The sequence below is a fragment of the Streptomyces sp. NPDC054757 genome, from assembly GCF_053612185.1.
This window is the reverse complement of sequence record NZ_JBSHBW010000016.1, coordinates 111889-132692: the sequence shown is the minus strand read 5'-3', so window position 1 is coordinate 132692 and position 20804 is coordinate 111889. Positions and strand designations below refer to the sequence as shown.

The following is a 20804-nucleotide window of genomic DNA, read 5'->3' as shown; positions in this document are numbered from 1 at the left end:
GGGACCGATCGGGGCAGGGGTGGATCAGCGATACTCGCGGTATGGCTGATCAAGGCGCTGACCACGGATATCTGCTCGACAACCAGCAGTCGGAAGCCGGTGTCCGTTTCCGCGCGCTGGCCGAGCTGTTCGATCCGGTGACCTTCGGCCACGTCGACCGGCTCGGCATCGGACCGGGCATGCGGTGCTGGGAGATCGGCGCGGGCGGCCCCACCGTACCGCTGGGCCTGGCTGCCCGGGTCTGCCCCACCGGTTCCGTACTGGCCACCGACATCGACACCTCCTGGACCGAAGCCGCGCTCGGTGCCGGGGCCGGTGCAGGGACCGTCGAGGTGCTGCGGCACGACGTGGCGGCCGATCCGCCGCCGCCCGGCGGATTCGATCTGGTCCACGCCCGGCTGGTCCTGGTCCATGTCACCGACCGTGACGAGGCGCTGCGCCGGATGGTGCGGGCGCTGCGTCCCGGCGGGCGGCTGCTGATCGAGGACGCCGACCCCGGGTTGCAGCCGTTGATCTGCCCCGACGAGTCCGGTCCCGAACAGCGGCTCGCCAACCGTCTGCGGACGGGATTCCGCGAGCTGATGGCCGCACGCGGCGCGGATCTGGCCTACGGACGGACGCTGCCCCGGCTGCTGCGCGAAGCCGGTCTCGACGACGTGCGGGCGGACGCCTTCTTCCCCCTCACGTCCCCGGCCTGTACCGCCCTGGAGGCCGCCACCGTGCGCCAGATCCGCTCCCGCCTGGTGGCGGCCGGGCTCGCCACCGACCAGGAGGTCGACCAGCACCTGGCGAACGTCGCCACCGGCCGGCTCGACCTGGCGACCTCCCCCATGATCTCGGCCTGGGGACAGCGCGCACCGGCACAGTGAGCGCTGGCTCGCGGCTGCCGGGCCGCCGGACTGTTGCAGCGTAGGTGCGGACTGCCGGGCTGCCGGGCTGTGCAGCCCGGGTGCGGACTGCCGGACACGGTAAATCGCTTTGCGGCGGGGCCCGGCCGGCCGTAACGTACCTCCTGGCCCTGTCGTCGTTGATCGGAGTAGGACATTGCGCTACTGAGGTCCTGAGACACCGTGCCGTGCAGTGACCACTCCTGCGCGCACCGCGTGTGACCTCGGTAGGCGAGCTGTCCTCCCGGAACAGGGCTTTCTCTGTGCCCTGCGGTGTCTCCACCCGTTGCCCCCGCCCTTTTTCCGCAGCAACCGGGAGACCCGTATGTCAACCCATTCGTCCACCCAGATCTCCTGCACCGCGCTCTCCTTCTCCTGGCCGGACGGGACCTCGGTCCTCGACCGGTTCCAACTGGCCGTCGGTCCGGGCCGGACGGGCCTCATCGGCGTCAACGGGTCGGGCAAGTCGACCCTGCTCCGTCTGATCGCCGGGGAGCTGTCCCCGAACGAGGGGACCGTCCGTGTCACGGGCGACATCGGCTATCTCCCGCAGAACCTCGTACTCGACACCGCGCTCCGCGTGGACCAGGCACTGGGCATCGACGTGCAGCGTGCCGCGCTGCACGCCATCGAGGCGGGCGATGCGAGCGAGGACCACTTCACGGCGGTCGGCGACGACTGGGACGTGGAGGAGCGCGCCCACGCGGTGCTCGGCCAGCTCGGGCTCGGGTCCATCGGGCTCGACCGGACCGTCGGCGAGGTGTCGGGCGGTGAGTCCGTCCTGCTGCGGCTCGCCGCGCTGCTGCTGCGCAGGCCCGACGTACTGCTGCTCGACGAGCCGACCAACAACCTCGATCTGCACGCCAGGGAGCGGCTGTACGCGGCGGTCGACGCCTGGCCCGGCGTGCTCGTCGTGGTCAGCCACGACCGTGAACTCCTGGAGCGCGTCGACCAGATCGCCGATCTGCGGGACGGCGAGGTCCACTGGTACGGCGGAGCCCTCTCCGCGTACGAGGAGGCGCTCGCCGTGGAACAGGAGGCGGCCGAGCGCATGGTGCGGGTCGCGGAGGCCGACGTGCAGAAGCAGAAGCGCGAACTGGCCGAAGCCCAGGTCAAGTTGGCGCGACGCAAGCGGTACGGCCAGAAGATGATGGAGCAGAAGCGCGAGCCCAAGATCGTGATGGGCGCGCGGAAGCGCGCGGCGCAGGAGTCGGCGGGCAAGCACCGCATCATGCACACCGAGCGGCTCGAAGAGGCGAAGGAGCGCCTCAGCGAGGCGGCGGACGCGGTGCGCGACGACGACCGGATCCGTATCGAGCTGCCGTACACCAAGGTGCACCCCGGCCGGAGTGTGCTGACCCTGCGGGAGCTCCGGCTGCCGTACGGAAGCGGTGTCGAGGGCGAGTTCACCGCTCACGGCCCCGAACGGATCGCCCTGGTCGGGCGTAACGGAGCGGGGAAGACCACACTGCTGCGGACCATCGCGGGCCAGTTGGAACCGGTCTCCGGTGAGGCCACGGCCCATGTGCCGCTGCGCTTCCTGCCGCAGCGGCTCGATGTGCTGGACGACGGACTGAGCGTCGTGGAGAACGTGGCACAGAACGCGCCGGAGGCGGGCAACAACGCGATCCGGGCACGGCTCGCCCGGTTCCTCTTCAAGGGGGCGCGTGCCGACCAGCCGGCCGGGACCCTGTCGGGCGGCGAACGGTTCCGGGCGGCGCTCGCCGCGCTGCTGCTGGCCGAGCCTGCCCCGCAGCTCCTGATGCTGGACGAGCCGACCAACAATCTGGACATGGCGAGCGTGCGCCGGCTGATCGCCGCACTGGAGTCGTACGAGGGGGCGCTGATCGTGGCCAGCCACGACCGGCCGTTCCTGGAGGCGATCGGTATCACCCGGTGGCTCACGCTGGGCGAGAGCGGGCAGCCGGGCACCCCCGAGGCGTGACATGACTCTCCCGTACCGACGCGTGACATGGCTCTCCGCACCGAGGCCCGACCTGGAGGCATAACAGGCTGAAGATATACATATCGGATACGGGGGTTGGCGGGGCCTTACTGCCGCCTTAACCTACGGATACGTAACCTACGAATCCGTAGGTACTACTCCCGTCCCCAGGAGCCCCCGTGACGATCACCTCTCCCCACCTCGGCAGTACGGACGCGTGGACAGACGCCCGGCTGCTGTATGCGCTGGAAGAGGTGGTGGAGAAGGAACTCAACCGCCATCTCTCCGTGGCCAAGGACTGGATGCCCCACACCTATGTGCCGTTCAGCGACGGCCGCAACTTCCCCGGCTTCTTCGAGGACGGGCAGGCGTGGGAGCCCGGGCAGTCCAAGGTCACGGACATCGGCAGGACCGCGCTCGTGGTGAACCTGCTGACCGAGGACAACCTCCCCAGCTACCACCACGAGATCGCCTCGCTCTTCGGGCGCGACGGCGCCTGGGGCACCTGGGTGCACCGGTGGACCGCCGAGGAGGGCCGGCACGGCATCGTGATGCGCGACTACCTGCTGGCCTCGCGCGCCGTCGACCCGGACAAGCTGGAGCAGTTCCGGATGGCGCACATGTCGGAGGGGTTCGAGTCCGACAACCGGCACTCGATGCTGCACTCGGTCGCGTACGTCGCGTTCCAGGAGCTCGCCACGCGTGTCTCGCACCGCAACACCGGCCACCAGTCGGGCGACCCGGTCTGCGACCGGATGCTGGCCCGGATCGCGACCGACGAGAACCTGCACATGGTCTTCTACCGCAATCTGCTGGGAGCTGCCTTCGAGATCGCCCCGGATCTCACCATGCGGTCGGTGCGCGACGTCGTGGTCGACTTCCGGATGCCCGGACACGGCATGCCCGGCTTCGAGCGGGCCGCCGCGCAGATGGCCATCGGCGAGATCTACAACATGCGGATCCACCATGACGACGTGCTCCAGCCCGTACTGCGCTATCTGAAGGTCCTGGACATCGACGGGCTCGGCCCGGAGGGGCTGAAGGCGCAGGAGGAGCTGGGCCTGTACATGAACGGGCTGGACTCCGAGGCCGCCAAGTTCGACGCGAAGCTCGCGGCCCGCAAGGCGCGGATGGCCGCACGCGCCGCCGCTTCGTAATCACCCGGGCGGCCCCCGCCGCCCGGACTGCCCGGACTCGCCCGTCCCACCCCCGGCCGGGGGCCGCAGATGGCGGCCACCGGCCGGGGGCGCCGGGTCCGGTCGGCGTCAGCTCGCGGTGCGTCTCAGGCCGTACCGCTCCTTCTCGGAGAGTCCTCCCCAGACTCCGAACCGTTCGTCGTTGTCGAGTGCGTACTCCAGGCAGGTCACGCGCTCCTCGCAGATTCCGCAGAGCCGCTTGGCCTCACGCGTGGAGCTTCCGGGGTCGGGGAAGAAGAACTCCGGCCCCGTCTGGGCGCACAGCGCCCGCTCCTGCCAGGCAAGCTCAGGGGCGTTGCTGGTGGTGATCGACATACCGACCACTGTGCCCGGCGGCCATCAATGTCCGTTCAACAAACGATGAACGGGCACCTGGGCGGCGGATCCGGGCACCGCCGGACCGGCCGGAGCGCCGCGCCGCGTGACATCATCCCTCCGGTGAACGGCGTGAAGCGCGGCCCGGCACCGGCCGGCAGAAGAGCCCGAGCCCTTCTCCTGGAGGCGGAGCGGCTGCTCGCCGCGGCGCGGGCCGTCGTGGCCGACCACGCCGCGGCCACCGACGCCGTACGTGCCGCGCTCGCCCCGCTCAAGCAGGAGCTGGCCAGGGGCGAGCTGGAGCCGATCCCGCTGTCGCGGCTGCGGGACGTCACCGGGGGCCGGCTGCGGCTGGGCGCTCTGGAGCAGGCGGGTTTCACCACGGTCGCCCAGGTTCACGACGCCGGCCGCTACGCGCTGCGGCAGCTGCCCGGGGTCGGCGCCCAGACCGCCGACCAGGCAGTCGCCGCCGCCGGGCAGATCGCCAGGGCGGTCGAGGAGACCGTCACCGTACGGATCGACATCGACCACCCGGAGCCGCGCACGACGGCGCTCGTCCGGTCCCTGCACACGCTGGCGCAGGCCGGGCCCGAACTGCGCCGCGCCCATGACGCGGCGCGGCGGCTCGGCACCGAGCTGGACCGGCTCCTGCCGCGGGCCGCCCCGGCGCGCGGCAGACTCCGGCTGGCGCTGGCGGGACGGACCCGGCGTACGGAGGCCATCGACGCGCTCGACACCGTCGGGGAACTCACCGGGCGGGCGGCGGACGACGGGGTACCGCTGCTGTTCGCGCAGGTCTCGGCCGATCTGCTCCGGGTGCCCGCGTCCGACGCCGAGACCTGGGTCGGCTTCGAGCTGCGTTCGGCCGACTACTACAGCCTGCTGGCGGAGTTCTCGGGCCAGGGCGCCGATCCCGCCGCGGCGGAAGGGTTCGTACCCTCAGGCATCGCGGAACGGGTGCACGCCCAGCAGCTGGACGACAGCAGGCTGCGGGTGTCCCTGCGCGGCTACCAGTCCTTCGGGGCGCGGTTCGCGCTGGTGCAGCGCCGGGTGATCATCGGGGACGAGATGGGGCTCGGCAAGACGGTGCAGGCCATCGCCGCGATGGCCCATCTCGCCGCGGGCGGCACGACGCACTTCCTGGTCGTCTGCCCGGCGAGCGTACTGATCAACTGGACGCGCGAGGTGGGCTCGCGCTCCACCCTCACCGCCCGGCCGCTGCACGGCCCGGGGCGCCGGACGGCCTTCGCCGAGTGGTGCGAGCGGGGCGGGGTGGCGGTCACCACCTTCGACGTACTGCATCTGCTCGCGGTGCCGGACGACGTGCGGCCCGGGATGCTCGTCGTGGACGAGGCGCACTTCGTGAAGAACCCGCTCACCCGGCGGGCAAAGGCCGTGGCGGACTGGGCGGAACCGGCCGAGCGGGTGCTCTTCCTGACCGGCACCCCGATGGAGAACCGGGTCGATGAGTTCCGCGGTCTGGTCCACCGGCTCCAGCCCGAGCTGGTGGACGCGGTGCGGGACCGGGACGCGGCGGCCGGCTCGCAGGTGTTCCGCCGGGCCGTCGCCCCCGCCTATCTCCGCCGCAACCAGGAGGACGTCCTCACGGAGCTGCCCGCGCTGGTGCACGTGGACGAGTGGGAGGAGTTCAGCGCGGAGGATCTGGCCGCGTACCGGGAGGCGGTGGCGGCGGGGCACTTCATGCGGATGCGCCGTGCCGCGTACGCCCGCCCGGAGAGTTCGGCGAAGCTCAGGCGGCTGTGCGAGCTGGTCGGTGAGGCGGCAGCCAACGGGCTGAAGGTCGTGGTGTTCTCGTACTTCCGCGATGTGCTGGCCACGGTGGGGGCCGCGCTCGGCGGTACCGCCTACGGGCCGGTCGACGGCGGTCTGCCGGCCGCGCGCCGCCAGGAACTGGTCGACGCGTTCTCGGCCGCTGCCGGGCACGCGGTGCTGCTGAGCCAGTTCCAGGCCGGCGGGGTGGGTCTCAATGTGCAGGCGGCCTCCGTCGTCATCCTGTGCGAGCCGCAGCTCAAACCGGCCACCGAGCACCAGGCCGTGGCACGCGCCCACCGGATGGGCCAGGTCAGGACGGTACGGGTGCACCGGCTGCTGGCCACCGACAGCGTGGACACCCGGATGCTGCGCGTACTGGCGGACAAGACCCGGCTGTTCAACGCGTACGCACGGCGCAGCGAGGTCGCGGAGGCGACGCCGGACGCCGTCGATGTCTCGGAGGGGAGCCTCGCCCGGAGGATCGTGGAGGAGGAGCAGCTGCGGCTCTTCCTGGCGAAGCAGAAACAGGCCGGGCGGGAAACCGATCCCGAACTCGAACCCGCCGGGCAGCAGGAATCGTTGGGGCCGGAGGTCCCGGTGCGCCCGGTTCCGGGGCAGGCCGCTCCGGAACCGGGCGCACCGGGGCAGCTTCCCGCGCCGGAGGCTGCCGGGGAAGGACGGCCCGGCGGCCCGTAGGGTCCCGGCTGCACCGTACGACGCGGCCGGGGCCCTACGCGCAGGGCGGCTTGGTCACGACCCCGCCCCCGGTTCCCCCGAGGCGGACGGGCAGCCGTCGCCGGGCGTGCCCGACGGGCTCGGGTCCGCCGTGGGCGTATCGGACGGGGAGGGTGAGGGCGACGGGCAGTCCGGGGGTGTGCTGCCGCCCGGGTCGGGTGACGAGGTGTCCGGCGGCCCCGACGTGGGCCCCGTAGAGGGCGATCCGGTCGTGCCCGGGTCCCCCGGGGCGCTCGGTGAACCGCCGGGCGGTTCGGGTGTGCCGCCGCCTGACGGGCTCGGGGACGGGCCGGCCGACGGTGAGTGGGAGGGCGGGGGCCCGATGACGATGCCGCCGCCCCGGCCCCCTTGCCCGCTGTGGCCGCCGCCCTTGTGGTGGTGGTCCGTGCCGGAGGGTGTTCCGTTGCCGTCGGACGCGCCGCCCGCGCCCGGACTGTGCGGCAGGACCCCTTCACCGTCCGGGACCTCATGGGTCCCATGCCGGTAGAAGGAGAGCCAGGAGAGCACCAGCCGCAGATAGGCGTCGGAGTGGTTGTAGCTGAGGACAGCGCTGTTCAGACCGGCGCTGCCGCGCAGATCGCGGCCCCCGGCGCAGAGATAGTGACCGGCGGCAAGCGCGGCGTCGAAGACGTTCTCCGGGTCCTTCTTGCCATCGTGGTTGCCGTCCTGTCCCCAGGTGGCCCATGTGGACGGGATGAACTGCATCGGGCCCACCGCCCGGTCGTAGGTGACGTCACCGTCGTACGCGCCGTGGTCGGTGTCGGGGATGTGCGCGAAGCCCGAACCGTTGAGCACCGGGCCGAGGATCGGCGCGAGGGTGGTGCCGTGCGTGTCGACCGCCCCGCCCCGCGCCTGCCCCGACTCGACCTTGCCGATGGCGGCGAGCAGTTGCCAGGGCAGCCCGCAGCCGGGGTCGCTCCGGTGCAGCCGCGCCTCGGCCGACCGGTAGGCGGCCAGCACGGTCGCCGGGATCCCCGACTGCTCGTACACCGCTCCCGCGCCACCGGCGTCGACCGGGTTGCCGGGTGGCGGCGGAGTGACCAGCGGCGGGATCTCGGTGTGGAACGAGTTGTCCGTGGGGCCGTCCACCTGGGCGGTGGCCCTCTCCGCCGGTACGGACGATCTCTTCGGCCGGGGCAGTTCGTGGTGGACGAGCCCCGGGGCCTGCGAGGCGGTGAGCGCGGCCATGGCCGCCGCGGCCACCGCGCTGCCTCCCAGTCCCCGCCGCATCCGCCGCACATGCCTCATCTGCCGCTCCCTCATCGGAATTCGGAAATTACGGAACCTCGGGTCGTTCACGCTGCGCTGGTCATCGGGCCGCCGGAACACGGGTGTTCGGGGCGGTGGCCGGAGTGGACGGCGGCCGGATGGGCCGCCGCGCCGCCGGGCGGGTCACCGGGTGAAGGTGTCGATGTTCGAGATCCGCCATCTGCCGCCCCCGCGCACCGCGTCGACGGCGAACATGGCCGCGGCGTACGTCGTCCGGTCCTTCTTGGCCGCCGTGTCGGTGTTGCTCTGGTCCGCGTAGAGCAGCACCCGTGCGCGGTCGCCGTCGATCAGCTCCACGCCGCTCTCGGTGACGGTGGTGGTCAGCACGAGCTTCTGCTTGGCGGCCTGCGCGCGTACGGCCGCCAGCATGTCCTTGTGCTGCTTCACGGCCTTGCCGGTGAGCAGGGTCGCCGCGGCCCGGTCCGCCTTGGCCGTGTTGGTGTAGTCGTACGAGAAGAGGGCGTTGACGGCGCTGGTAACCTGGCCCTTCACCTCGGTGGTGCGGCCCACGTCGGTCAGTGCGCCGTTGCTGGTCGCGGCGGAGCCGTGGAGATCGGACGCGCGCGTCCAGGCGTAGGCGGCGAACCCGCCCAGCAGCACGGTCAGGACGGCCAGCACCACCGGCAGCCTCACCCAGGCGCGGAGCGGCCGATGTGCGGCCCCGGCCGCCCGGTCCTCAGTGTCTGCGGCTGCGTCTGCGGCTCCGGCTGCGTCGGATTCCCCGGACTCGGATTTTCCGGACGCCGATTCCCCTGACACCGGCTCCTCGGCCTGTGCCTCTCCGGGGCCCCCGGGTCCGTTCCGCTCGCGCGGCGGCCCCTCCGGCGGCGTCCCCTCCGCTCCCCGTGGTCCGACGCGTACCGGGGCCACGGCCGCCAGTCGCCGCTGCCGGTTGATGAGATGACGGGTGGTCGACATGTCGTCCTCAGCTCCTCTCCTGGGTCAGCCGGCGGTGTTGCCGACGGGCGCCTGGCCCAGGGCGCTGAGTTTCCAGCCCCCGGACGTACGCGTGAGTTCGCCGAGCAGCCGGCTCTCCTTCTCGGCCGGCTTGCCCTTCGGCGCGGTCACCGTGATCCGCAGCGCCACCATCACGCTGGCCCTGCCCGCCCGGTCGTCCAGCTCGGTGACCGCGCCGGAGAGCACCCGCGCCGTCGACACCGTCTGCGCCTGCTTGATCTGCTTCTCGAACTCCGGCCTGCCGTCGGTGAGTTGCTTGTGCAGATCGCCGGTGGTCGATGACTCCCAGGTGTCGAGCCCGGCCGTCAGCTTCCGGTGGTCCAGCGTGTTCATGTTCTGTACGGCCTGCTCCCCCGCGGCCAGTACCCGGTCCCGCGACTGCGCGTAGGCGGCGGAACCGTCGTGCGCGGCCGCGTACCAGGACCACCCGCCCCAGCCCGCCGCGCCCGCGGCGAGCAGCGCCAGCGCGAGCGCCACCGCCGTCAGCGGGTTCCCCGCCGTCCTGAGCGCCCTGAGCGTCCCGGCTGTCCTGCGTGTCCCGGGTGTTCCGGATGTCCCGAGTGTGCTGCGCATGTACGTCTCCCTCAGCGGGCCGTGATGTCGGTGATCAGCCAGTTGCCGCCGCGGAGTTCGGCGGTCACCGACAGCTGTGCGGCCACCACTCCGGCCGGTTTCCCCTTGCGCTGTGCCGTCTGGTCGAGGAAGACCAGCAGCCGCGCCTCGCTGCCGGTCAGCCGGGTGACCCCGGCCCGTACCACCTGTGTGGTCAGCGTCAGCTTCTGCTCCTTCGCGCGTTTCCCGACCTGCCCGAAGAGCGCCGTGTACTGCTTCGCGGCCTTGCCTGCGAGCAGTTCGCGTGCCGACTGCGCGGTGACGTCGGTGGCCTGCGGTGTGTAGGACAGGACCTTGCCGAGCGTGGCGCTGACGTCCCCGGTGACCTGCGATGTGGCCTCCGTGTCGGTCAGGGCGCGGTTCCCGGCGGCCGGGGTGCTCCTCAGCTGATGGGCCCGTACCAGCATCCCGGCCCCGCCGAGCACAAGGAGCAGTACCGCCAGGCATCCCGCGATCAGCGCCCGGCGGTGGCGGCCCCGACCGCTCCCCGCGGGCGACTCCCCGCCCGGAAGGCCACGGGCGTCCCGAGAGACCTGAGTGTCCTGGGCGTCCTGAGAGTCCTGGGCGTCCTGGGGGCTTTCGGTGCCCTGGATGTCCTGAGGATCCCGGGGCTCCACGCCGATGTTCTCCACGGTGTTGCTCACGCGCCCTCCTTACCGACCGGCACTGCGCTGAGTGCGGTGACCTTCCAGCCGTCCGGGGTGCGGGCGAGCGTGGCCGTGAAGCGTTTGCGGTCGGTCGTGGCCGTACCGCCCCTGGGGGTGATGGCGACCTGGACGGTGGCGATCAGCGCCGCCGTGCCCGCCCGGTCGTCGAGCGCGGTGAGTGCGGCGTCGGTGACGGTGCCGCGCGCGGAGGTCCCTGCCTTGTCGAGGGTGGTCCGGTCAGCCGCGCGGGTGGCGGCCAGCCTGTCGTGGAGCGCGCCGGTGGAGGCGTCCAGCCACTGCCGCAGCCCGCTGTCGGTGTGCTTCGCGTCGAGGGTGTTGAGCTGGGCGACGCGTGCGCGCCCGGCCGCCAGCGCGGCGTCCCGGGAGGCCGAGTACCGCAGCGAACCGTCCCGGTGCGCCTGCCAGTACACCCATCCGGAGACGGCACAGAAGAGGACGGCGACCGTCAGGGCCAGCCCGCTCAGTACCTTGGTACGAGTGGTCACGCGCCGCCTCCCGGTCCGAGCAGCCCGCTCAGTCCTGTAGGGCCTCCGGCCGGCAGCGCGGGCGCCCCCAGGGCCCCGGGGAGCGAGCCCGCCCCTCCGGCGTCGGTGCCCAGGAGCAGGGAGCCCGGTTTCGCCGGCGCCGGGAGCGGACCGCCGCCCGGCGCGTTGGCCGAGCCGCGCACCTCCTTGCCGGTGCTCGGCGGCGAGGTGCAGCGGGCCCCGGTGTTGAGCTCCGCGGTGGCGCTGGTGTCCAGGCCGTTGCGGTACGTCGTGCCGCCGTATCCGGCGGTGCACGGCAGGGGCGAGAAGAAGGTGACGGCCATCCCGAAACGTGCTCCCTTGGCGTTGATGGCTGTGGACCCCGCCGCGGCCACCGCCGGAAGTTTCACCAGCAGTTCCTCCGTGCCGCGCTGACGGGTGACCGCCACATCGGATGTGGTGAGCAGATTGGCGAGCACCACGCTGAGATCGGGGTTCAGATCCCTGAGCAGGCCACTGACCTGTGTCGCGGCCTCGGGTGTGGCCGCGATGAGCGCCCGCAGATCGGTGTCGGAATCCACCAGCTGCCCGGCAAGTCCCCTGGCCCCCTTGGCGAAGGACTTCAGGGCCTCGCCCTCCTGGTTCTGGGTGCGCAGGACGGTCTCGCCGTCGGCCATCAGCCTGGTGTCGGTGGGCAGCGCCTTGTCCGCGGCCTTCAGGAAGTCGCTGCTGCTGTCCATCAGGACCTGGAGGTCCTCGCCGCGCCCGTCGAACGCGGCGCCGAACTCGTCCACTACCGTGCGCAGCGCGTCCGTATCGACCGAGGACGTCAGGTTGTCGACGCTGGTGAGCACGTTGGTCACCGGGGCCGGGATACTGGCGTCGGCCCGGACGATCCGGGAGCCGTTCTCCAGGTAGGGGCTGCCGGTGGCGACCGGACGCAGGTCGATGTACTCCTCGCCGACCGCCGACAGGTTGGCGACGACCGCTTTGAGATCGGCGGGGATGGCGGGCGCCGAGTCGTTGATCCGCAGATCGGCCTCCACGCCGTCGCCGGTCAGCCTGATCGGCCCGACCCGGCCCACCGAGACACCTCGGTAGGTGACATTGGCGTGGGTGAACAGGCCGCCCGTCTCCGGGAGTTCGACCTTCACCACGTAGTAGCCGCGCAGCCCGACCAGATGTCCGAGGTCGGCGTAGCGCGCGCCGAGGTAGCCGAGGACGAGCACCGTGATCAGCAGGAAGGCGATGTTCTTCAGCCGGGTGGCCCTGGTGACCATCAGTGGCCGCCTTCCGTGGACGGGGTGGGGACGGAGGGCAGCGGCAGGGGCGGCGGGGCGGCGCCGGACTTGCGCTGTGCTGTGGCGCCCTCGGTCCCGTCGGTGCCCCCGCCCTGGGTGCCTCCCCCGGTGAGGGTGATCGGCGGAATGATCTGTGTCCCCGGCACGGCCGTCACATCCAGATAGACATTGAGGTAGTCGCCCTTCACCCCGCGCAGCACCTCGTCGGTGAAGGGGTAGGTGAAGAGCACCTGCAGCGAGTCGGGCAGGTCCTTGCCGGAGTCGGCGAGCTGCTGGAGCGTCGGTGCGAGCGCCTTGAGGTCGGCGACCATGTCGGCCTTGCTCTTGTTCACGGTGTCGACGGCGACCCCGGAGAGCGTGTCGAGCGCCTTGAGCATGGTGATCAGGGAGCCGCGCTGCTTCTCCAGCACCTTCAGCCCGGGGCTGAGGCCGGTGAGCGCCTTGCCGATCTCCTGTTTGCGGGTGGCGAGCGTCGCGGAGAGCCGGTTGACGCCGTCGAGTGCGTCGGTGATGTCGCTCTTGTGTCCGTCGAGGCTGGTCACCAGGGTGTTGACGGACTGGAGGGTGGAGCGGATCTGCGGCTCCCGGCCGCCGAGGGTCTTGTTGAGTTCGGTGCTGATGGTCTTGAGCTGCTGCACACCGCCCCCGTTGAGCAGCAGGGAGAGTGCGCCGAAGACCTCCTCGACCTCCGGGTTGCGGTTGGTGCGTGAGATCGGGATGGTCTCGCCGTCGGTGAGCCGGTCGGCCGAAGCGTCCTTGTCCGGTGCGGTGAGCTGGATGAACTTCTCACCGAGCAGGCTGGACTGTTCGAGATGGGCGTAGGCGTTCCGCGGCAGGCGCACCTTGCCGTTGACCCGCATCGTGACCCGCGCCGACCAGTTCCCCGGCGCGAGCGTGATCTTCGAGACCCGGCCGACGGCCACGTCGTTCACCTTGACCGCCGCCTGCGGTACCAGGTTCAGTACATCGCCGAAGTCCGCGTGGATCTCGTACGGGTGCGCGCCGAGGTCGGCCCCGCCGGGCAGCGGCAGGTTCTCGATACCGGAGAACGACGGCGCGGCGCAGCCCCCGAGGGTCACGGTGCAGCAGACGGCGAGAGCGACGGCGACCGCGACGCCGGTACGGGACGTACGGGCGTAGCCGGGGGTACGCGAGGTGGCAGGCGTATGGGACGAGCCAGGCGTACGCGGGGCGCGGGATGTGGTGGTCCGGCTCATCGGGCGGTCCCCTTCCGTGCCGTGGAGTGCGCGGCCCCCTCGGCGGACTTCGCGGACTGCGCGGACTTCGCGGGCGAGCCGTACACCTCGCCCACCGTGGGCAGTGGCAGCGCGGGCAGCGACTTCCGTTGCGACGGCTGTACGGGGACCAGCCCGTCGACCCCCGCGCCGGCCGGGACCCCGCCGGCGGCGGTGCCGTCCGCCCCGGACGTGGACGGGCTTCCGGCGCCGGTGAGTTGGCCGTTCATGCTGATCTCGTTGAGATTGCCCCGGCCGTCGATGGTGCGGTGCGCGGGGTCGTAGGCGTTCAGCAGGTTGCCGGCGGCGAGCGGCGCGTCGTCCAGCATCTCCGCGAGGGAGGCACGCTGTTCGACCAGCGTGTCGGTGATCGGCCGCAGCCGGCTGACGCTCTTCTTGAGGGAGCCGCGGTTCTCCTCGATGAAGGTCTTCACCTGGCCGAGCGCGGTGCCCAGCTGCTTCAGGGCGGTGGCCAGATCGTCCTTGTCGTCGTCGAGGAAGCCGGAGACCGTGGCGAGCTGCTCCTCCGCCGTCTGCACCTTTCCGTCGTTGCCCTTGAGCATCGTGGTGAAGGACTGGAGGTAGGCGAGCGTGTCGAAGAGGTTGCCGCTGCTCTTGTCGAGCGTCTTGGCCGCCTTGCCGAACTGCTCGATCGAGTCCCCTATCGCCTTGCCGTTGCCCTTCAGGTTGGCCGCCCCGGTCTTGAGCAGATCGTCAAGGGCGCCCTTCGAGTTGGCGCCCTTCGGCCCGAGCGCGGTGGCCAGCTGGGTGACGCTCGCGTACAGCTGGTCGACCTCGACGGGCGTGGCGTTGCGGTCCGCCGCGAGGGTGGCCCGGTCCTTGAGCTGCGGGCCGCTGGTGTACGCGGGTGACAGCTGGACGTACCGGTCGGCGACGATGCTCGGTGCGACGATCAGCGCGCGGGCGTCGGCCGGTACCTTCACCCCCTTGTCGAGGACCAGCACCACCCGCACCTCCCTGCCCTCCGGCCGTACGGAGTCGACCCGGCCCACCTTCACTCCGAGGATCCGCAGGTCGGAGCCCGCGTAGAGGCCGGTGGCACGGTCGAAGTAGGCGGTGATGCGGTGGCCTCCGGCGCTGTCGAGGGCGAGGACGCCGGTGGTGGTCACGCCCGCGATCAGGACGAGTCCCGCCCCGATGCCCGCGATGCGCCTGGTGGTGTGGTTCATCGGCTGCTCCCCTGGGCCTGCCGGGGCGACATGCATCCGGTGGCCGGGGGTGTGCCGGCCGGCAGGTAGTTCTTCGGGACGAGCCCGCAGATGTAGCTGTCGAACCAGCGGCCGTTGCCGAGGGTGTTGCCGACGAGCCGGTAGTAGGGACCGGCCAGGGACAGCGCCTTGTCCAGGCTCTTGCGGTTCTTCAGCAGGACGGTCGTGACCTTGTCGAGTGCGGTCAGGGTCGGCTTCAGCTGCTTGTTGTTGTCCTTGACCAGGCCGGTCAGTTCGGTACCGAGGTCGGTGGTCCCGGTGAGCAGCAGATGGATGGAGTCACGCCGGTTCTGGATCTCGCCGAGCAGCAGGTTGCCGTCCTTCAGGAGGGCGTCGAAGCTGCTGTTCTTGGCGGACAGGGTCTTGGTGAGCTGTTTGCTGCCCTTGAGCAGCTTGGCCAGTTCGGCGTCCCGCTGCGAGACCGTCCGGGACAGCGCGGAGAGGCCGGTCGCCGCGTTCCGCACGTCGGGGGGCGAGTTCTTGAAGGTGTCCGAGATCGTCTGGAAGCTCTTCGCGAGCTGCTTGGTGTCGAGGTCGCCGATGGTGTCGCTGAGCCCGCTGAACGCCTGGGTGACGTCGTACGGCGATGTGGTGCGGCTCAGCGGGATCGTGGCCGAGGGGTCCTGCGCTCCGGTGCCGACCGGGTCGAGCGCCAGATACTTGTCGCCGAGCAGGGTCTTGATGGCGATGGCCGCCGTGCTGGAGTTGCCGACCCAGGCGCCCTTGACCTTGAAGTCCACCTTCACCTTGGCACCGTCGAGCGCGACAGCCTTCACCTGGCCGACCCTGACCCCGGCGATCCGCACCTCGTCACCGGGGCTGAGCCCCGCCGACTCGCTGAAGTCGGCGGTGTACTGGGTGCCGCCGCCGATGAAGGGCAGTGAGTCGGCGCGGTAGGCGGCGAGCCCGATCAGGGCGAGCACCAGCAGTCCCACGAGGCTCACGGCGACCGGATTGCGCTCCCGTACGGGCTTGATCCGCGGGAGCCGCAGGCGGGGTGTGTTCATGCCCGGCACCTCGATTCGGTGACCGCGATACCGGTGGGCGGTTTGCTGCCGTCCGATGTGGTCACACCCGTCACCCGGGCCTCGCAGAGGTAGAGGTTCAGCCACGAGCCGTAGGAGGCGAGCCGGGTGATGGCCTGCATCTTGGCGGGGGTGGTCCGCAGGAAGTCCTGGAGCTGCGGTGTGGCGTCACCCAACTGCCCGGCCACACGTCCGAGTTGGCTGATGTCCTTCTTGAGCGGTGCCCGGCCCTCCTGGAGGAGTCCGGCGGTCGATGTCGTCAGTGCGCCCATCGCGGTGATCGCGTCCCCGAGGGGTTTGCGGTCCCCTGCGAAGCCGGAGACGAGCTGCTGGAGGGTGACGACGAGGTCGTTGAAGTCCGACTCCCGGCTGTTGACCGTCGTCAGCACCGTGTTGAGGTTCTTGATGACCTGCCCGATGACCTTGTCCTTGGCCGCGACGGTGGTGGTCAGCGATCCGACGTGCTGGAGCAGGCTGTCGACGGTGCCGCCCTCGCCCTGGAGCACCTGCACGATGGAGTTGGCCAGCTGGTTCATCTCGGCCGGGGCCAGGCCCTGGAGGAGCGGCTGGAACCCGTTGAACAGCTCGGTGAGGTCCAGTGCCGGTGTGGTGTGCGAGAGCTGGATGGTGGCGCCGGGCGGGAAGAGCTTCCCGACGGGCCCGCTACCCTGCTCCAGGTCGACGTACCGCTGGCCGACCATGTTGAGGTACTTGATCGACGCGGTCACCGATGCGGGCAGGGTACGGCCCTTCTTCACGGCGAAGCGCACCTCGGCGAGCCGCCGGTCGGCGACCTTCACGGACTCGACCTGCCCGACCTTCACCCCGGCGATCCGTACGCTGTCCCCCTCCATCAGCCCGGTCGCGTCGGTGAACCGCGCCCGGTAGGAGACGGTGTCGCCGACGTCCGTGTTGGCGATGCTCAGCCCGAGTACCGCGGTGGCCAGCGAGGTCACCAGGACGAAGACCAGGGATTTGACGAGCGGGGCCGTCAGACTGCGGCGCTTCACTTGAGCTTCACCTCCGCACCGCGGAAGACCGGGCCGGCCAGCAGGCTGCTCCAGTCGGGAAGGGACCGCGCCGGTGACTTCACGCCGGGGGCCAGGAGTTCATTGACGAGCTGGTTCTCCTGGGGCGAGTTGGGCAGCCCGAGGCTGTCGGAGCTCTTCGTCCCGGTGGCGGCGGTCGGCACGGACTTGCCGGTGTAGGGGACGGAGTAGCAGTGCGGTCCGCCGCTCGCGGTGTAGGACGGGGTGTCCCTGCCCGCGGTGTACTTCCCCAGCGAGGGGACGGAGACCAGGCTGACGTGCAGCCCCGGTTCGTCCGTTCCCTTGCCGAGCGCCTTGTCCATGGCGGGCACGAAGCCCGCGAGGGTGCTCAGGGTGCAGGGGAACTCGGGGGCGTACTTCGCGAGGAGTTCCAGCGTGGGGCGGCTGGTCGCGGAGAGCCGGATGATGTTGTCCTTGTTCTGCTGGAGGAAGGCCGTGACGTCCTGGGCGGTGCCGGTGGTGGTGGCGTACACGTCCGCCAGCTGGGCCTGCTTCTCGGCGAGGGTGGAGCTGGTGGTGGTGAAGTCGGTGAGCGCGGTGAGGATGTCGGGCGCCGCGTCCGAGTAGACCTTGGTGACCTTGACCAGCTCCGCGATGTCCCGGTTGAGCGTGGGCAGTTGCGGGTTGAGCTTCTTCAGATAGCTGTCGAGCGTGACGAAGGTGTCGCCGAGCTGCTGCCCCCGACCGCTCAGCGCCTGGGCGACGGCGGTCAGCGTGGCGGAGAGCTTCTGCGGCTCCACCGCGGTGAGCAACGGCAGTACGTGGTCGAGCACCTGCTCCAGCTCGATGGCGTTGCGCGAACGGTCCTGCGGGATGGTGTCGCCCGCCTTCAGCGCCCGGGTGGACGCGTGCGCCGGCGGTACGAGTGCGACGTACCGCTCGCCGAACAGCGTCGTCGGCAGCATCTGCGCGGTGACGTCGGAGGGGACCTGGCTCAGTTTGTCCGGCTGGATGGCGAGGGTGAGCCGGGCGCCGCCGCCGTCCGAACTGATGCCGCGCACCTGCCCGATGACGACACCGCGCAGCTTCACATCGGCGTTGAGGTGCATCTCGCTGCCGACGGTGTCCGCGTCCACCCGTACCGTCGCCGAGTCGGTGAAGTCCTTCCGGTACACGGCGACCGACAGCCAGATCAGCAGTGCGGGGACCACGATGAAGACCACACCGGCGAGCCGTAGCCGTACTGTCCGCGCGCTCATCCCGCCACCTTCACGGTCGTCGTGGCGCCCCAGATGGCGAGGGAGAGGAAGAAGTCGGTGACGCTGATGAGCACGATGGCGTTGCGCACCGACCGGCCGACCGCGACTCCGACCCCGGCGGGGCCACCGGTGGCGCGGAAGCCGTAGTAGCAGTGGGCCAGGATCACCAGGACGCTGAAGATCAGCACTTTCAGCACCGAGAGCAGGACGTCGTCCGGGGAGAGGAACAGGTTGAAGTAGTGGTCGTAGGTGCCGGACGACTGCCCCTTGAAGAGGACGGTCACCAGGCGGGACGCGACGTACGAGCTGAGCAGCCCCATGGCGTACAGCGGGATGATTGCGACCACTCCGGCGATGATCCGGGTGGTGACGAGATACGGCATGGAGCGCACCCCCATCGCCTCCAGCGCGTCCACCTCCTCGTTGATGCGCATCGCGCCGAGCTGGGCGGTGAAGCCCGCGCCGACGGTCGCGGAGAGGGCGAGTCCGGCGACCAGCGGGGCGATCTCGCGGGTGTTGAAGTACGCGGAGATGAACCCGGTGAAGGCGGCGGTGCCGATCTGGTTGAGCGCCGCGTATCCCTGGAGGCCGACGACCGTCCCGGTGAAGAGGGTCATGCCGATCATCACGCCGATGGTGCCGCCGATGACCCCGAGACCGCCGCTGCCGAAGGCGACCTCGGCGAGCAGCCGCTGGACCTCCCTGGTGTAGCGGCGCAGGGTGCGCGGGATCCAGAGGAGCGCCCTGGCGTAGAAGACGAGTTGGTCGCCCGAGCGGTCGAGCCAGCCGAGCATGGACATCTCTCAGCTCCCCTTCGCGGGGACGATCTGGAGATAGACCGCCGTGAGGACCATGTTCACGAAGAACAGCAGCATGAAGGTGATGACGACGGACTGGTTGACCGCGTCGCCGACGCCTTTGGGGCCGCCGCGGGGGTTGAGTCCCCGGTAGGCCGCGACGATTCCGGCGAGGAAGCCGAAGATCAGCGCCTTGACCTCGCTGATGTAGAGGTCCGGCAGCTGGGCCAGGGCGGAGAAGCTGGAGAGATAGGCGCCCGGTGTGCCGTGCTGCAGGATCACGTTGAAGAAGTAGCCGCCGAGCGTGCCGACGACGGAGACCAGTCCGTTCAGCAGGACCGCCACGAACATCGTGGCGAGCACCCGGGGCACCACCAGGCGCTGGACCGGCGAGACGCCCATGACCTCCATCGCGTCCAGCTCCTCACGGATCTTCCGTGAGCCGAGGTCGGCGCAGATCGCCGAGCCGCCGGCGCCCGAGATCAGCAGCGCGACGATCAGCGGGCTGGCCTGCTGGATGACGGCGAGCACGCTCGCCCCGCCGGTGAAGGACTGGGCGCCGAGCTGCTCGGTGAGCGAACCGACCTGGAGGGCGATGACGGCGCCGAAGGGGATCGAGACCAGGGCGGCCGGCAGGATCGTGACGCTCGCGATGAACCAGAACTGCTCGATGAACTCCCTTACCTGGAAGGGTCTTCGGAAGACGGACCGGATCACGGTGGCGCCGAGGGCGAAGAGCTTCCCGGTCTCGCGCAGCGGTGCGAGCACCCGCAGCGGCGGGCGGGGCTGCCGGTAGTCGGCGGGTCTGCCCGTGGCGCCGTCGGCCGACGGCTCGGAGGGGCGGACCGGAGGGGGTACGGTCATGGCCGGCCACCGCCGGATGCCGGGGCCGTGCCGGATGCGGGGGTCCCGCCGGGTGCCGTGGCCGTGCCGGATGCCTGAGTCGCCCCTGATACCGGAGTCGCGCCGGATGCCGGGCCCTCGTAACTCCTGAGGATGGCGGTGCGCGCCGCATCGGGCAGCTCCGCCAGCATGCCCAGCACCCGTTCCCTGCGCCGCAGGACCGCCTGGCGCTCGGGCAGCCCGTCGGAGGGTTCGAGCTGCGGGACGAGGGGGCGCGGCGTGTGCGGGCGGGTGCCTGCCGCGCTGCGCTGCTCGGCCGCGAGGGTCGCCGCGTCCTTCTCCTCGGACATCCCGATCGGCCCCTCGCGCCGGCCGCTCAGGAACTGCGCGACCACCGGCTCCTCGCTGGTGAGCAGCAGTTCGCGGGGCCCGAACGTGACCAGGTTGCGCAGGAAGAGCATCCCCATGTTGTCGGGGACGGTGGCCGCGATGTCGAGATTGTGGGTGACGATCAGCATCGTCGCGTCGAACTGCGCGTTCAGGTCGATGAGCAGCTGCGAGATGTACGAGGTGCGCACCGGGTCGAGCCCCGAGTCCGGCTCGTCGATGAGGATGATCTGGGGGTCGAGCACCAGGGCGCGGGCCAGTCCGGCCCGCTTCCGCATTCCCCCGGATATCTCCCCGGGAAGCTTCTCCTCGGCGCCCAGGAGCCCCACCATGTCCATCCGCTCCATGACGATACGGCGGATCTCCGACTCCTTCTTCCTGGTGTGCTCACGGAGCGGAAAGGCCACATTGTCGAAGAGCGTCATCGAACCGAAGAGTGCACCGTCCTGGAACATCAGGCCGAAGAGCTTACGGGTCTCGTAGATGTCGCGTTCGGGACTGTTCACCATGTCGACGCCGTTGATGAGCACACTGCCCCGCTCGGGTTTCAGCAGCCCGATCAGAGACTTGAGGAACACGGTCTTTCCGGTGCCGGAAGGGCCGAGCATCACACTGACTTCACCGGCAGGGAGCGTGAGTGTCACGTCCTGCCAGATTCTCTGTTTGCCGAAAGACTTCGTGAGCCCTTCAACAACTACTTCGATTCCCATCTCACCTCCTGCATGCACTCACGAAGTGACAGAAGTGCGCCGAGAGGCGCACGTTAAGTTCACCGGCACCACCGGGACAAGCCCTTGAACAGGTAACTCTCCAAGAAATTGAGCCACTTGTCAGGGGGTGACAAGCCCGTGCGGAAACCTTGTTGAAAAGTGCTCACTCGGAGCAGGGACGCAGGTGAGGGACTTACGCCCCGGCCTC

The 20804-nt window shown here is 70.6% G+C and carries 19 protein-coding genes; 4 read left to right on the top strand and 15 right to left on the bottom strand.

Annotated features, from left to right (window positions below):
• The first annotated feature begins 41 nt into the window (after window positions 1–41).
• The 3 genes from ACWGKJ_RS20215 to ACWGKJ_RS20205 all read left to right on the top strand — a co-directional run bounded on the left by ACWGKJ_RS20215 (window position 42) and on the right by ACWGKJ_RS20205 (window position 3989).
• Window positions 42–869, top strand: coding sequence for a methyltransferase domain-containing protein (locus ACWGKJ_RS20215; protein ID WP_385026273.1), 828 nt, complete (start codon window positions 42–44; stop codon window positions 867–869).
• A gap of 343 nt (window positions 870–1212) precedes the next feature.
• A complete protein-coding gene (locus ACWGKJ_RS20210) occupies window positions 1213–2832 on the top strand; it encodes an ABC-F family ATP-binding cassette domain-containing protein (protein ID WP_385026276.1) in 1620 nt (539 codons plus the stop codon).
• 179 nt (window positions 2833–3011) lie between these two features.
• Window positions 3012–3989, top strand: coding sequence for an acyl-ACP desaturase (locus tag ACWGKJ_RS20205; protein WP_453315779.1), 978 nt, complete (start codon window positions 3012–3014; stop codon window positions 3987–3989).
• Window positions 3990–4097: 108 nt separating this feature from the next.
• On the opposite strand, the gene ACWGKJ_RS20200 is transcribed toward ACWGKJ_RS20205, so the two are convergent.
• A complete protein-coding gene (locus ACWGKJ_RS20200) occupies window positions 4098–4343 on the bottom strand; it encodes a WhiB family transcriptional regulator (RefSeq protein ID WP_385034120.1) in 246 nt (81 codons plus the stop codon).
• Window positions 4344–4475: 132 nt separating this feature from the next.
• Between ACWGKJ_RS20200 and ACWGKJ_RS20195 the strand changes: the two genes are divergently transcribed.
• Window positions 4476–6812, top strand: coding sequence for a DEAD/DEAH box helicase (locus ACWGKJ_RS20195; protein WP_453315782.1), 2337 nt, complete (start codon window positions 4476–4478; stop codon window positions 6810–6812).
• Window positions 6813–6866: 54 nt separating this feature from the next.
• Here ACWGKJ_RS20195 and ACWGKJ_RS20190 read toward each other — a convergent pair whose 3' ends face one another.
• The 14 genes from ACWGKJ_RS20190 to ACWGKJ_RS20125 form a co-directional block, all read right to left on the bottom strand.
• Entirely contained in the window at window positions 6867–8099 is a 1233-nt protein-coding gene (locus ACWGKJ_RS20190) for a lytic transglycosylase domain-containing protein (RefSeq protein WP_453315778.1), read from the bottom strand.
• A 144-nt stretch (window positions 8100–8243) separates the two neighbouring features.
• Window positions 8244–9038: a hypothetical protein gene (locus ACWGKJ_RS20185; protein WP_385020737.1), complete on the bottom strand. Its 795-nt coding sequence runs from the start codon at window positions 9036–9038 to the stop codon at window positions 8244–8246.
• Window positions 9039–9062: 24 nt separating this feature from the next.
• Entirely contained in the window at window positions 9063–9650 is a 588-nt protein-coding gene (locus ACWGKJ_RS20180; RefSeq protein WP_385020740.1) for a hypothetical protein, read from the bottom strand.
• A gap of 11 nt (window positions 9651–9661) precedes the next feature.
• The gene (locus tag ACWGKJ_RS20175; RefSeq protein ID WP_385020744.1) at window positions 9662–10333 is read right to left on the bottom strand and encodes a hypothetical protein; all 672 of its coding nucleotides are present in this window, start codon (window positions 10331–10333) and stop codon (window positions 9662–9664) included.
• A complete protein-coding gene (locus ACWGKJ_RS20170; protein WP_385020747.1) occupies window positions 10330–10842 on the bottom strand; it encodes a hypothetical protein in 513 nt (170 codons plus the stop codon). Before ACWGKJ_RS20170 ends, ACWGKJ_RS20175 begins: the two co-directional genes overlap by 4 nt.
• Window positions 10839–12101: an MlaD family protein gene (locus tag ACWGKJ_RS20165; protein WP_385020750.1), complete on the bottom strand. Its 1263-nt coding sequence runs from the start codon at window positions 12099–12101 to the stop codon at window positions 10839–10841. The genes ACWGKJ_RS20170 and ACWGKJ_RS20165 overlap by 4 nt, the downstream gene beginning before the upstream one ends.
• Window positions 12101–13339, bottom strand: a complete 1239-nt coding sequence (locus ACWGKJ_RS20160) for an MCE family protein (protein WP_385020753.1) — start codon at window positions 13337–13339, stop codon at window positions 12101–12103. Before ACWGKJ_RS20160 ends, ACWGKJ_RS20165 begins: the two co-directional genes overlap by 1 nt.
• Window positions 13336–14547 carry an MCE family protein gene (locus tag ACWGKJ_RS20155; RefSeq protein WP_385020756.1) on the bottom strand — a complete coding sequence of 404 codons (1212 nt, stop codon included), beginning with the start codon at window positions 14545–14547 and terminating at the stop codon, window positions 13336–13338. Before ACWGKJ_RS20155 ends, ACWGKJ_RS20160 begins: the two co-directional genes overlap by 4 nt.
• Entirely contained in the window at window positions 14544–15593 is a 1050-nt protein-coding gene (locus tag ACWGKJ_RS20150) for an MCE family protein (RefSeq protein WP_385020759.1), read from the bottom strand. Before ACWGKJ_RS20150 ends, ACWGKJ_RS20155 begins: the two co-directional genes overlap by 4 nt.
• Window positions 15590–16621: an MCE family protein gene (locus tag ACWGKJ_RS20145; protein WP_385020762.1), complete on the bottom strand. Its 1032-nt coding sequence runs from the start codon at window positions 16619–16621 to the stop codon at window positions 15590–15592. Before ACWGKJ_RS20145 ends, ACWGKJ_RS20150 begins: the two co-directional genes overlap by 4 nt.
• The gene (locus tag ACWGKJ_RS20140; protein WP_385020765.1) at window positions 16618–17859 is read right to left on the bottom strand and encodes an MCE family protein; all 1242 of its coding nucleotides are present in this window, start codon (window positions 17857–17859) and stop codon (window positions 16618–16620) included. The genes ACWGKJ_RS20145 and ACWGKJ_RS20140 overlap by 4 nt, the downstream gene beginning before the upstream one ends.
• Window positions 17856–18659, bottom strand: coding sequence for an MlaE family ABC transporter permease (locus ACWGKJ_RS20135; RefSeq protein WP_385020768.1), 804 nt, complete (start codon window positions 18657–18659; stop codon window positions 17856–17858). Before ACWGKJ_RS20135 ends, ACWGKJ_RS20140 begins: the two co-directional genes overlap by 4 nt.
• A 3-nt stretch (window positions 18660–18662) precedes the next feature.
• Complete coding sequence (locus ACWGKJ_RS20130; RefSeq protein WP_385020771.1) at window positions 18663–19520, bottom strand: MlaE family ABC transporter permease; 858 nt, start codon at window positions 19518–19520, stop codon at window positions 18663–18665.
• Window positions 19517–20596 (bottom strand): ABC transporter ATP-binding protein, encoded by a 1080-nt coding sequence (locus tag ACWGKJ_RS20125; protein ID WP_385020774.1) that lies wholly within the window; start codon window positions 20594–20596, stop codon window positions 19517–19519. The genes ACWGKJ_RS20130 and ACWGKJ_RS20125 overlap by 4 nt, the downstream gene beginning before the upstream one ends.
• Window positions 20597–20804: the final 208 nt, after the last annotated feature.